The organism is Armatimonadia bacterium (assembly GCA_039679385.1).
Taxonomy (GTDB): domain Bacteria; phylum Armatimonadota; class Zipacnadia; order Zipacnadales; family JABUFB01; genus JAJFTQ01.
The window spans coordinates 1-12,429 of record JBDKVB010000168.1 but is presented as its reverse complement, the minus strand read 5'-3'; the positions used below and the strand labels follow the sequence as shown (position 1 = coordinate 12,429).

10 protein-coding genes are annotated in these 12,429 nt (G+C 64.0%); 5 read left to right on the top strand and 5 right to left on the bottom strand.

All coding sequences use genetic code 11. The annotated features are described in order from the left end of the window. The first annotated feature begins 23 nt into the window (after positions 1–23). From ABFE16_19435 to ABFE16_19425, 3 genes are all read left to right on the top strand, one after another. Positions 24–2,168 carry a DUF6785 family protein gene (locus ABFE16_19435; GenBank protein MEN6347474.1) on the top strand — a complete coding sequence of 715 codons (2,145 nt, stop codon included), beginning with the start codon at positions 24–26 and terminating at the stop codon, positions 2,166–2,168. Between the two features lie 357 nt (positions 2,169–2,525). Continuing rightward, positions 2,526–3,317 (top strand): DNA repair protein RecO, encoded by a 792-nt coding sequence (gene recO / locus ABFE16_19430; protein MEN6347473.1) that lies wholly within the window; start codon positions 2,526–2,528, stop codon positions 3,315–3,317. Between the two features lie 203 nt (positions 3,318–3,520). Continuing rightward, a complete protein-coding gene (locus ABFE16_19425) occupies positions 3,521–5,389 on the top strand; it encodes a hypothetical protein (protein MEN6347472.1) in 1,869 nt (622 codons plus the stop codon). Between the two features lie 119 nt (positions 5,390–5,508). On the opposite strand, the gene ABFE16_19420 is transcribed toward ABFE16_19425, so the two are convergent. The 4 genes from ABFE16_19420 to ABFE16_19405 all read right to left on the bottom strand — a co-directional run bounded on the left by ABFE16_19420 (position 5,509) and on the right by ABFE16_19405 (position 9,131). Next, positions 5,509–6,531 (bottom strand): tetratricopeptide repeat protein, encoded by a 1,023-nt coding sequence (locus ABFE16_19420; GenBank protein ID MEN6347471.1) that lies wholly within the window; start codon positions 6,529–6,531, stop codon positions 5,509–5,511. A gap of 107 nt (positions 6,532–6,638) precedes the next feature. Continuing rightward, complete coding sequence (locus ABFE16_19415; GenBank protein ID MEN6347470.1) at positions 6,639–7,646, bottom strand: ABC transporter permease subunit; 1,008 nt, start codon at positions 7,644–7,646, stop codon at positions 6,639–6,641. A 2-nt stretch (positions 7,647–7,648) separates the two neighbouring features. Beyond that, positions 7,649–8,581, bottom strand: a complete 933-nt coding sequence (locus ABFE16_19410) for an ABC transporter ATP-binding protein (GenBank protein ID MEN6347469.1) — start codon at positions 8,579–8,581, stop codon at positions 7,649–7,651. A 286-nt stretch (positions 8,582–8,867) separates the two neighbouring features. Continuing rightward, positions 8,868–9,131: a glycogen-binding domain-containing protein gene (locus tag ABFE16_19405; GenBank protein MEN6347468.1), complete on the bottom strand. Its 264-nt coding sequence runs from the start codon at positions 9,129–9,131 to the stop codon at positions 8,868–8,870. A 260-nt stretch (positions 9,132–9,391) separates the two neighbouring features. Between ABFE16_19405 and ABFE16_19400 the strand changes: the two genes are divergently transcribed. Next, positions 9,392–10,384, top strand: a complete 993-nt coding sequence (locus ABFE16_19400) for an aldo/keto reductase (GenBank protein MEN6347467.1) — start codon at positions 9,392–9,394, stop codon at positions 10,382–10,384. A 34-nt stretch (positions 10,385–10,418) separates the two neighbouring features. Beyond that, the gene (locus tag ABFE16_19395; protein ID MEN6347466.1) at positions 10,419–11,555 is read left to right on the top strand and encodes a Gfo/Idh/MocA family oxidoreductase; all 1,137 of its coding nucleotides are present in this window, start codon (positions 10,419–10,421) and stop codon (positions 11,553–11,555) included. 95 nt (positions 11,556–11,650) lie between these two features. Here ABFE16_19395 and ABFE16_19390 read toward each other — a convergent pair. Further along, positions 11,651–12,429 (bottom strand): heparinase II/III family protein (locus tag ABFE16_19390; GenBank protein ID MEN6347465.1); only part of this gene is annotated, 779 nt, incomplete at its 5' end.

Below are 12,429 nucleotides of genomic sequence, written 5' to 3'. Positions count from 1 at the left end.
CGCCTCCGGCGAGAGAGCTTCGGATGATCGACACGGCGCCTACGTCCCCAACCTCACCAGAGCTTGGCCCGAGCACGGCACCTCACCGCTCGGTCGTCACGGTCCGCGCACTGCTCATCGCCGCCGTCGTCACCATCGCCATCAATGCCTGGGTGGAGTATAGCGAGCTCGTCACACCCACCAGCCAGATGAGCGAGAGCACGCCGCCGATCCCCGCGATTCTCTCCCTGGCCCTCGTCGCCTTTCTCGCTGTGCTGTGGAGCCGTGTCGCGGCTGCGCTGGCCTCCTCGCACCTGCCCGTACTTTCTGCCCTTGGCAAGCTCGCTCAGCGCCGCGCTCTCACTCGCGACGAGATCCTGGCTATCTACCTCTTCCTCATGGTCGCTGCGGCCATGCCCTCCGTCGGCATCGTCCGCCTGGTTTTGCCCTGCATCATGGAGTTGCAGTACTTCGGTGAGCCCCAGAACCACTTCACCGAGATGGCCCGCTATCTTCCGGCTCACTGGGCGCCACTCGAGCCTGAGGCAGTGCGCACCTTCTGGGAGGGCGCGGACAAGACGATCCCCACCAGCTTCCTTGTCAACGTGCCTGTCGTCGGCGGCATGCTCGAGAGCATCTGGCAGTTCTTCGCCCAGAGCACCGTCGTCCCATGGCGACTCTGGGCCGCTCCCTTCGCCGTCTGGACCGGCTATCTGGTTGTCTACTTTGTCAGCTCCTTCTGCCTGGTTACCCTCTTCCGCAAGCAGTGGGCCGAAGACGACCATCTCACCTTTCCTCTCGCCACCATGTCCATCGAGATGGTCCGCACCGGCAGCACCTTCGGCACCGGCGTTCCCTTCCTCAAGGACCCCGTGATGTGGGTCGGCTTCTCCCTTGCGGTCCTTTACGACGGCCTCAACATGCTCAAGGTCTTCAGCCCCGGCCTTCCGGCCATGGGCATGTGGTACCCCATCGGCAAGCTCTTCACCGAGTCCCCCTGGAACACCATGTCCGGCCTCATGGTCTGGTACAAGCCCGAGATCCTCGGCCTGGGCTACCTGGTCCCTTCCGAGATCCTGCTATCCATCTTCGTCTTCTCCATGGTCCACTGGGTCACACGACCAGCCGCCCGCATCCTGGGCGTGCAGACTCCCGGCCTGCCCTTCTCCAATGAGCAGGCCACCGGCGCCATGATCATCCTTGGCCTGTACTTCCTTTGGCAGGCTCGTCACCGCATCTCCCAGGTCGCCCGCAAGGCCCTGACCGGAGACCCCAACATCGACGACTCCCGCGAGCCCCTTTCCCATCGCACGGCCTTCTTCGGCGCGGTCCTTGGGATTCTCGCTCTCGTCTTGTTCCCGATTCTGCACGGCGTCGACTGGTGGCAGTTCTGCGGCTACTTCGGCGTCGGCACCCTCTTCCTCATCGCCTACGCCCGCAACCGTGCAGAGACGGGACTGCCGATCGTCTGGGGCTACCCGCTGCTCAAGCAGAAGTCGGTCCTGACCGATTTCCTCGGTTCAACGCCCTTCATCCGTGCCGGGCGCCTCCAGTCCTTCTCCCTACTCTCGGTCTTTGTGTTCCTGGAGCGCGGCACCTACTACGCCATCACCAGCCTGAAGCAGGAGGCCTGCATCGTTGGTGAGACCATGGGCATCGGAGCCCGACGCACAGCTCGCCTGGTGATCGGCGCAGCCGTCTTCGGCCTCCTCGTCGCCATGTGGATGTACATCGCCTCCTACCACACCTGGGGCGGCAATGTGATGGAGACCGTCGGCGGCACCCAGGGCGGCCAGCGGGCCGGGATCGCCCTGCACGAGTTCCAGTATGCCTCCGACGCCATCGACTTCCCCCAGCCGCCGAGCACGCCCAGGATCACAGCCACCGTCGTCGGCGCGGTCATGACGCTCGGGCTCATCCTCGCTCGCCGCGAGTGGGTGGCCTTCCCCCTGCACGCCGTCGGCTTCGCCCTCGCGAGTTGCCACGAGAACTACATGTGGTTCGTCGCCATCGTGCTCTTCCTGACCAAGTCGGCGGTCCTGCGCCTTGGTGGTGCACGCCTGTACCGTCGCCTCGCTCCCGGTTTCATCGCCTTCACCCTGGGCCATTTCGTCTCCATTGGCCTCTGGAGTTTCGCGGGGCTCTACGGCGGCGACATGATCCAGCGCTACCGTGTCTGGTTCCTCTGACCGCACCCCGGTACTGACTCACTCTTGGCGAGCGCACCGGAACCCAGGCCGTCGAGATTGGGGGCGGCAAGGTTGGGGGCGGCAGGGCTGGGGACGTCAGAACTGAGGGCGACGACTAGCCCTTGGTCGACACCCACCGCCTCTTCTGGCGTGAGGTGCCCTGCCCTTGCCTTTCGCCGTTGCCTTTCCCCCTCGCCACTGCGTGGAGATGAGGCAGGGTGTGAGGTGCCGTTGCCGTACGCGGAGATGAGGCAGGGCGTGAGGTGCCGTTCCCTTTCCCCGGTTGCGAAGCCTTCGCGCGTCGCGTATCATGGAAGGGCGACACCACTCCAGCTCCCGTCTGCGCTTCCACCACCCATGCCTTCCTACACCGCAACCGGCATCACTCTCCTGGCCCGCAAGTACAAGGGGACCGAGCGCATCGCAACCTTCCTCACCCGCGAGCGGGGCAAGGTCGAGGCGGCCGTCAGTGGTGTTGGCAAGCCTGGGAGCAAACTGGCGCCGGCCGTCGAGCCTTTCACCCTCTCCCGTCTCCAGCTCTCCGAGGGCCGCAACCTCGACCGCCTGACCCAGTGCGAGGTAGTCGAGGCCTACTACCCGCTCCGCACAGACCTGCACCGGCTTGCCCTGGCCTCCTACGCAGCGGAGTTGGTCCTTCAGACCACTGAACCAGGCCGCCCGGAGCCGGAGGCCTTCGATCTCCTCCAGGCTACCTTGTCCGCCCTCGTCGACTGCCATCAGCCGGAGCTGGTGACCTGGGCCTTCGCCCTGCGCTACCTGTGCCTGAGCGGAATCGGAGCCGTCGTCGACTGCTGCGTAGGCTGCGGCAACGAACTCCAGGGCACCTCCTCCTATCTGGCGCCCCTCGGAGGTTGTGTCTGCCGGGACTGCGCAGGTCCTGCCCCCGGAGGCGTCGAGGTTTCCGCCCAGTCTCGGGCTGCCATGAAGACGATGCAGTCGCTGAAACCGGCCAGGCTTGACCGTCTCAGACTCTCCCCCGGAACGCTGGGCGAGGTCCGCCGCCTCCTGCGTCGCCACATCCGCTATCACCTGGGAGTCGACCTCAAGAGCGAGACCTTCCTCGAGAAGATGGGACGTGCCGAGGCCAGGGCTTCCCGCTCCGACAACGGCAACGGCACGATCCCTTGACGCCCGCTGTCCCCTCACCAGGCCCCGGCAGCTTCCCGCTGGCCGGGGCCTTTCCGTTCTCGTTTCCGGCACAATCGCCGCAAACCACGGAGGGTGACTGGTGCCCTGACGTCGAAGAACCCTGGGGACGGGGTGGCGGTTGGCCACCACAAGAGCCGCAACACGCGACGGGGGGGGAAGGTCTGCCAAAGGAGGCGGTCGCTGTGCGCAAAGGGTGGACGGTAGTGGTCCTGGGGTTCGCACTGCTCTGTGGTTTGTACGGACAAGGGAGTGCCGACGTGTTCAAGGGCCCTGGAGGGGCGTTCTCCATCGAACTGGAGGGTACGTGGACGGCTCAGGAGCCCGAGCCGAAGTGCCTGGTGATTGTGCCGCAGCAAGGAGCGCTGCCCGGCGCCTCGGCGATCCTCTTCGTTCCAGCCGAGATCGATCCTACCAAGCCGGTAGCCGAGCAACTGACTGCCGAGATCAAGGGTGACCCTGAGAACTTCCCAAATCCCCGCGACTTCATGGAGATGGAGTTGCGGGTGCTCGACCAGGACTGCCAGGGGCTGGCCGTCACCTTCGATGACCCCGACGGCAAGGCCGTGCTGGGCATCGCCACGGTCTTCCCTGCCGGCAACGCCTGGCACCTCGTTGCGGTCATCGGAGAGGTATCACCGGAGACGATGGGCTTCGCACGCACAGCTCTCCTCTCCATCGGTCCGCCACGCGGTGCGACCAAAGCACTGTCATGCTCCGCGCCGCCCAATCAGGCGGCCGGGGTCCGTGGTGATCTCCCCGAGGGCTGGCTGATGCGCTCCACTGACGACGGCCGCGCAGTTCAGGTGTTCGAGCAGCAGCAACCCGGCGCGCTGGGCGAGCTCTGCCTGCTGCCACGTGAGAGCCGTGGCTCCCAGGCGGTCCTTCAGCAGGCCTTCTACGCCCCGCTGGCCCAGAGTGTACTCCCCGAGAGCGTCGAGGCCGACCCGCAGGACACCATGGCTCACATGACCTATCACCGAGACGTGGAAGGCATCAGTCTGCGCGGCGAGGTGATGGTCGCGGTCGCTGAGGAGGATGCCTTGCTGGCTCATATCTGTGCCCCGGCTGACCAGTACGCGGCCAAGGAGGGCCAGGTCAAGCAGCTTCTCAACAAGCTCATACAGTCCCGAACTGCCGCACCCGCGGCGACGACACCTACAGCCACCACGACGACCGGGCAGCCGACCACAACCGGCACCACTACCAGACAACCCGCGCCGGAGCGCCTCGACCCGGCCCGCTTCAACCTCACACCGAAGATGAATCAGGATGGCTCCGTCGTGATCTCCGTCCCGCCTGGATGGACCGTCACCGGCACCGACGGGATGATCGTCGCCTCGGGACCTGAGGGCTACGTCGCCTGTGGCATCCCCTTGAGCGTGGTCGATCCGACTTCGGCCATGCTACCCGCAGGTGTCCCTCTGCCTCCGCAGGTTCTCGCCTCGCCTTACCTTCCGCCGGACAAGGCCACACCGCTATGCCTCAGCCACATGGTGCGCATCAGCGGTGGCAGCCTCACCGACCTCCGAGTGAACTCCGTCCAGCCTCTGCCCCAGGGACCCAACTGGGCCGCCCTGGACATGACCTGGAACGAGGTCAGCCCGACCCGCAACTGGGGCCCCATGCGTGCACTCGTCTTCGCGGGCAGCATACCGGGCATGGGCAGTTGGCTCTTCTACGCCAGCATCTCGGCCGCGCCCGCAGACAAGTTCGACCAGGTGGCTGACCTTCTCGCTGCCATCGTCCAGTCTCGACAGGTCCTGCGCAGACAGACCGTCAGCACACGTAGCGGAAGCTACGCGGACACCTCGGTCTCGGACATCATCGACGAGGTGATCCGCAACCGCAACGAGTCCGAAGACATCAACTCCCGCAAGTGGTCGGCCTACATGCGCGACGAATCCCCGACCATCGACGACACCACAGGGCGCGCGAGGATGCTCGGGAATGTCTCCGACCTCAACCGTTGGATGCAGGACGACCCGAATTTGCGTCTCGACAACCTGCGCCCCATGGACATGGACGACTGGCACAGGGCCGAGTTTGAGTGAGGAAGGCATCGAGGAGGTAACACAAAAACCGCCGGGGATCTCGGTCGCTGCTCCTCTCTCAGGAGAGCTTCCCTTCCCCGGCGGCTGTGTCTCGTCAGTCGCTTCGCAGTAGCCTGGACTCAGAAGTCCTGCGGCGCCGGTACGGACGGTCCCCTGCTCTGGCGCTGCATGAAGATGTCCGAGGCTTCCTCGGGCACCGGTAGGTCGAGCTTCCGTGCCATCTCCGCCACCCGTGCCCGGGCATGGAAGTCGAGCTTCGACAGGTTCGCCGCCACTTGCCACGTCGCCATGGCATCCCGGTACCGCAGGGCCCGCTCGTAGATGTGCGCCTTCATGTGGATCGCCAGGATGTTGTTCGGCTGGATGGCGATGACCTGATTGATCTCATCGATGGCCGCGTCGTACTGGCCCTGCTCCATCTTGCGCCAGGCGTGCAGGTAGCGCTCGCGAATGGTCAGCGTCGCACCATAGGCCGTTCCGTCACTGGGGTCGCGCTTGATGCAGAAATCGTACCAGTCCAGGGCCTTCGGCATGTCCGGCAGCCGTTCCCAGCCGTGCGCGATCAGGCGCTCGATGTACTCCGGATGCTCGAACTGGATGGCCGCTCCCAGCCACTTTGCAGCCTGCGGGTAGTCGCGAATCTTGTCGAAGTAGGTCCAGCCCAGCTCAAAGTACAGATCGTACAGATTGGGGTTCCACGAGATCCCCTCTTTGAGCACGTTCACGCCCAGCCGCAGATACTCCGCCTTCTGCTTCTCATCCTTCGTCTCAACATACAGGTTGTAGCACAGGTGCCAGCCGGTTACCTTCCAGGGCTCCAGCCAGTGCGGATCAAGAAGCGTAACGCTTCGCATCAGGCTCAGGGCCTTGATCCCCGCCGACTCGCCACTGTCCCACATCTCATGCGTCTTCATCCAGAGCATCGAAGCAGCGATCTCCCGGAAGCCGCCGAGGATGGCCCCCGCAATGACCCCGGTGATCGCAGTCGGGTCGAACTCAACGATCTTGGTCAAAGGTGTCGGCCGGCGCAGCCCCATGATGAGCCGGTCGTAGTAGACGCTATCGCTCAGCGGCTGCAGCATCACGACCAGCATGACCACCGCCAGCCAGCCGATCACCTTCTGGGATGTGCGCATCTTCATAGCTTATGCCTCATGGGTTGCCCCGGTGTCCTCGTGTTGATGACGAACCTACACCAGGCCTTCTCCTGTGCCTCAGCCGTCCCCCTGGACGGTACCCCACCGGCCTTCTAGACCTCGCGCTCGTTGAAGAACAGGTAACCAATGAGCAGAATGATCACAACATACAGCAGCCCCTGCAGGCCGTGCTTGGTTAGGGTGTCCCAGGGCACCAGCTCGTCCTTGAGGATCTTCTCGCGGATGTCGAAGATCTCAAAGTGCGGCAGGACGCGGTAGATGGTCCCTAACAGTATCTGCGCAGCCTTGCTCGCTCCCTGCCCCGGGTCCGACAACTGGCGGAAAAAGTCGCTCATCTGTCCCACGAAGTACACGAAGAACGAGAAGATCGAGGCCAGGATCCACGAGAAGACTGTCGACGCCGTGACCGCCAGCGCCACCAGTACCATCTGCTCCACCAGAATCAGACCGATGGCCTTGACGATGTTGCCGTACATGAACTCCATGTGCAACGTCGTGTCCAGCGTCTCGGAACTGAGCTTATGGAACTGTGGCGCCTTGATGAGGAACACGATGTAGAAAGCAAGGCCCATTACCGCGACGTTGGCGAATACAGTGGCGTAGCCGCCGAGGAACTTGCCGAACAGGAACTGGGACCGCGTCACAGGCTTCGCCAGCAAGGTGTAGATCGTCCGCCGCTCCATCTCGTCGGCGATCAGACGCGTACCGAGGAACACGGCGATGAGCAGGCCGAAGAACCGGCAGGCGCCTAGGCCGATGTCGATGAGCATCTTCAGCTCAGCACCCGGCGACAGATACGCCAGGGTCCACGACGATAGGATGATCAGGAGCGCGAAGACCAGAATGCTGTTGAGGAACCGGCGACGCCAGGACTCGTGAAAAGTGGCTCGCGCGACGCGCCACACCGGCGGCATCAGCTTGCTGAAGAACCGCGTCGGGAAGTTGACCGCAATCGCCACCACCATCCCCAGACCCAGCACGATCCACGTCGCCACTACGACCTGGGACTGTGTCTCCGCAAAGGCCAGCGTTATCAGCAGGCCGACGACTCCCAGCAACAGGAGCCACTTGAAATCAGACAGCAGGTTGCGACGTGCCATGCCTACTGTTCTCCTTTGACGGCCTCGATGAAGACTTCCTCGAGGGTCCTGCGGTCGGGGCCGATGTGAGTCACGGTCAGACCTGCGTTAGTCAAGAGCTGTGCAGCCTCTACCGCCGCCTTCTGATCCGGGAACTTAGCCTCCAGCAACCCACCGCTGTTGACCAGGTGCGTAGCCGTGGCCTTGAGCTGACTCTCCACCTCTCCCGACACGTGCTCGGCTTCCAGCCGGAACAGCGAGCCCTGGCTTGAGAGCACCTCTTCCATGCTGCCCGAGCTCACCAGCTTGCCGCGGTTCAGGATGCAGATGTTGTCGCACAGCGGCTCCATCTCCTTGAGCAGGTGCGAGCACAGAAACACCGTCTTGCTCCGCTGGCGGAGCGTCAGGATGATGTCCCGAATCTGCATCTGCGCCGGTGGATCGAGGCCCGCCGTCGGCTCGTCCATGAAGATCAGGTCGGGGTCATTCAGCAGAGCCTGGGCCAGGCCAATGCGCTGCAGCATTCCGCGGGAGTAGTTGCGAACACGGATATCGCGCCGCGTCCACATCCCCACGAGCTCCAGCAACTCCTGGATACGGCCCTCCAGCGCCTTCCCATGCAGACCGAAGAGACCGCCGTAGAACTCCAGCAGCTCCACGGCGTTCAGGTGGTCATAGAAGTACGGACCCTCAGGGACGAACCCGATCCGCTCCTTGTACTCCATGGAACCAACAGGCATTCCCAGGACGCTGGCGCTGCCTGACGTCGGGAAGATCAAGCCAAGCAGGAGCTTCAGCGTGGTGGTCTTGCCCGATCCATTGGGGCCGACAAGCCCGTAGATCTGCCCTTCCTCCACCTTAAGCGAAAGCCCGAGCAGACCGACCGCCTTGCCGTCGGAATCGACTCCGTACGTCTTCGTCAGTTCGTTGGTCTCGATGGCGAGTGCTATCTTCAAGCACCTCCCAGGTCACGGAAGCGCGAACACGACGACGCCTACGCAGCATATGCCGCACGGGGTAACGCTCCGGAAACGCTGTCGGTTCCCAGAGGTGACAGGCTGCCTTGACCCCCAGTTTGCCTGTTCCAGTCTTCTCTTGTCAACGCCCAGAGCCCTTCCCACGGACAGACAGTGCGGTCCGCCCGGCCTCCATCCCCCGGCTATCAGGCAGTAAGGCAAACCTTCGGGCGAAAGCGTCAACCTTGTGGGCCTGATTTGGGCCGTACCTCGGCGAGGCACCCCGCTACTCCGGCACCTCAACCACCGAGTTCTCCGTCCCCTGATTGTTGGGCACCCGCGGCGACGTCGGGCAGCACCTCCAGACGTCGTCCGCCACATACTTGTACTCGTAGACCCCCGGCTCCAGGTCCAGCACCGCCACGAAGAGGTCCTCTCCCTTGCGCACCCGTTTCATCTGCCGCGCCGTGGCATCCCAGTCGTTGAAATCGCCCGCGATGTAGACCTTGCGCACCTCGGGCAAGCTCACCTCAAAGCGTACCTTGCTCATCTCTAGCCCCCTTCAGCCAGGCGAACGAAGGACCTTGCTGCCTCTCTAGTTCCTCTCAACCCCGTCGCTCTCCAGTTGGTTCCGCAAAGCGGTTGCCCGACCCTTAAGCGGGTGCTAAACTTGGCCCGTTGGGCACGCGGCTTCCCCTTCGGTGCCCAAGAGGAGCAGCGGCAACCGCTCGGCCATCTTGTAATGATAGCACCGGCTTTGCCTTCGCCGCAACCCACTGAGCCTGTCCGAACCGAAGGTGTGACAATCCTATGTTACCCAGACGTGTCCTCGGACGTACCGGTCTCTCCCTGGGCCTGCTCTCAATGGGCGGGCTCTTCGTCTCCAGAGCGGGTGGCGATGATCGCCACCGGGCCTGCCAGGCGGTTCACAGGGCCCTGGAGCTCGGCGTGAACTACGTCGACACCGCGCCGGGATACCTCGACAGTGAAGAGGTCCTCGGCGAGGCCCTGGAGGGCGTAGCTGCTCCCTACTTCCTCTCGACCAAGCTCGGTGGCCGTCCGCAGCCCTTCGAGCCTCGCAACCTTGACCACCTGAAGCGCTCTTTCGACGAGAGCCTGCGGCTGCTCAAGCGCGATCAGGTCGATATCCTCATGGTCCACGAACCCGACCGGCCCGGCCAGTACGACTGGTGGACTGACTGGGAGCGCTTCACCGGGCCCGTCACGGAGTTCATCGCAGACCTCAAGGCTCAGGGCCTCGTCCGCTTCACCGGCCTCGGCGGCACAACACCCTACCTTCTGGCTCGCATCTGTGCCACCGGCCAGTACGACGTGGTCCTCACCGCCTTCAACTACAGCCTCCTCTGGCGCGAGGCCGAAGTCGCCTTGATCCCCGAGGCGCACCGGCAGCGAATGGGCATCGTCATCGGCTCGCCGCTACAACAGGGGTGGCTCGCCCGGCGCTACGACGAAGAGGTGGCCGCTAATCCGGCCTGGCTCAGCCCTCAGCGACGTGCGCAGTTCCTGGCCCTCTACGACTTCCTCGACGAGCTGCACATGCCCATCACCGACCTTGCCCTGCGCTGGGTGATCTCAAACCCCGACGTCCACACGACCCTCATGGGGGCCCGCTCGGTGCAGGAGGTAGAACAGAACGTAGCTGCGGTCACCGCCGGCCCTCTGCCGGAGACCGTGCTGGAGCGTCTCGATCAGATCGCAGACCTGTGCCCTCTGAGGCCCTTCGGCGAACCCTTCGGATGTGGGTTCCGCCCCGGCTATCGCGGCCCAGGCCTTGCATCCTAACTCGTCGTCTCATCCAACCACGGGAGGTTGTCTCATGGACAAGCTGCGAATCGGCGTCATCGGCGTTACCGGGCGCGGAGGAATTGCAAACCACTGGCGCGACAGCAAACGCGCACTCGTCGTCGCAGGCGCAGACGTAGTGCCCGCATACCTGGAAGACTTCAAGCAGCGGATGGGAGAGCAGGTCTTCCTCACCGACGACTACCGCCGTCTGCTCGAGCGTGATGACGTCGATGCCGTCGCCGTCACTTCCCCCGACTTCATGCACGAGGAGCATGCCTGCGCCGCTCTTGAGGCCGGAAAGCACGTCTTCTGCGAGAAGCCTCTTGCCATCACCACCGAGGGCTGCGACCGCATCCTGCGCACCTGGAAGGCCTCCGGCAAGCACCTCATGGTCGGCTTCAACATGCGCTACATGAACATCTTCCGCACCATGAAGGAGATCATCGACTCCGGGGCCATCGGCGAGCCGAAGGCTTGCTGGGTACGCCACTTCGTCGGTCACGGTGGCACCTTCTACTACCACGACTGGCACGCCACCAAGAAGAACTGCACCAGCCTGCTCCTTCAGAAGGGTAGCCACGACATCGACATGACCCACTGGCTATGCGGGAGCTACACCAAGCGTGTGGCCGCCTTTGGCTCTCTGGACTTCTTCGGCGGCGACAAGCCCAATGACCTGCGTTGCCCCGACTGCCCGGAGGCCGACACCTGCTGGGAGTTCGACAACACCCGCCGGAACCAGTGCTGCTTCCGCCAGGAGGTCGACATCGAGGACAGCAACGTGATGGTGATGCAGCTCGAGAACGGCATGAAGGCCTCGTACCTGCAGTGCCACTTCACCCCCGACTACCACCGCAACTACACCATCATCGGCACCGAGGGCCGGGTCGAGAACTCTGAGCCGGAGATGAAGGTCTGGGTGAAGATGCGTCGCGCCCACACCTGGAAGGACCTCGCTGACCGCGAGTACACCATCAAGCCGGCACGCGGCGGCCATGGCGGCGCTGATCCCGTCATCTGCGAGGACTTCCTCGACATGGTCCTCGAGGGCAAGCAGCCACTGGCAACCCCGGAGGCGGGACGCATGAGCGTGGCCACCGGTTGCGCCGGCGCGGACTCCATGCGCAACGGTGGAACGCCTGTCGAGATCGCTCCCATCGCCTGGTAGCAAGGCCCCGTTCCCCACAGGTCACAGCAAAGCCGGGAAGCCCTCAAGGCCTCCCGGCTTTCCCTTGCCATCCTGACCTGCCGAATCAGTCTCGCTTACTGTGGTCGTACTTCCAGCCGGGTGCCGTCGGACTGGAAGGTCCGCAGCGTCTCCCCTTTCGCCCCAAGTCGCACTACGGCCAGCGTCGCATCGGTGTCCAGCGGCCCTTCAGCCTGAACCGCCTTCCCACCCGGACGCCGCAGGAGCAGGTCTCGCGACCCGTCGGCCAGGACCATCGTCGCCCGCAGTCCACCGTCTCCGAGTGTCTCACCCTTGGTCTGCTTCACCGACCAGTCGGCTCCTGCGTCCTTCGGAATCATCACGAATCCCACGGTGCTGCGCCCCTTGGCCTTCCATCGATAGGCAACCGTGGGGATCGGCCGCAGCTTGTTGTGCTCGCCCGTCGGCAGCCATCCCTGCACCACCGGGGTCGTCTGCCCCTTGATCACCTGCACCTCAACCGCCTCCGGGCACAGCGGCACGATCCGGAACGCAGCACCGCCATACTCCACAGTGGCCGACCGCGTCGCCGGGTCGATCACCGCCTCCTCGGCGTCGAGGTGGAACAACGCCTCGTAGGTGTGCCCCTCCGCATCGGCGGGCGTCATCGTGTCGAGCACAACCCAGTAGTCAGGCTTGGCGAAGAGAACCTGCCGCGTGTGCGTGGCGATCTTCTTGCCCTCCACTCCATAGCCGTCCTCATAGCTGCCCTCGGCGAAGTCCCACTCCGCGTTCGTCATCCATCGCGGCGCCTTCGGTTCCCAGACGGTATGGGTGTCTCGCGCCACACGTCGATTCTGCTCCTGACCATCCACGAGCACCGTATTGTGAGACC

Bases quoted from the DNA above. Each gene is read 5' to 3' on its own strand.
- ABFE16_19435 (MEN6347474.1), top strand. From the start codon at position 24: ATGATCGACACGGCGCCTACGTCCCCAACCTCACCAGAGCTTGGCCCG.
- recO (MEN6347473.1), top strand. From the start codon at position 2,526: ATGCCTTCCTACACCGCAACCGGCATCACTCTCCTGGCCCGCAAGTAC.
- ABFE16_19420 (MEN6347471.1), bottom strand. From the start codon at position 6,531: ATGAAGATGCGCACATCCCAGAAGGTGATCGGCTGGCTGGCGGTGGTC.
- ABFE16_19415 (MEN6347470.1), bottom strand. From the start codon at position 7,646: ATGGCACGTCGCAACCTGCTGTCTGATTTCAAGTGGCTCCTGTTGCTG.
- ABFE16_19405 (MEN6347468.1), bottom strand. From the start codon at position 9,131: ATGAGCAAGGTACGCTTTGAGGTGAGCTTGCCCGAGGTGCGCAAGGTC.
- ABFE16_19400 (MEN6347467.1), top strand. From the start codon at position 9,392: ATGTTACCCAGACGTGTCCTCGGACGTACCGGTCTCTCCCTGGGCCTG.
- ABFE16_19395 (MEN6347466.1), top strand. From the start codon at position 10,419: ATGGACAAGCTGCGAATCGGCGTCATCGGCGTTACCGGGCGCGGAGGA.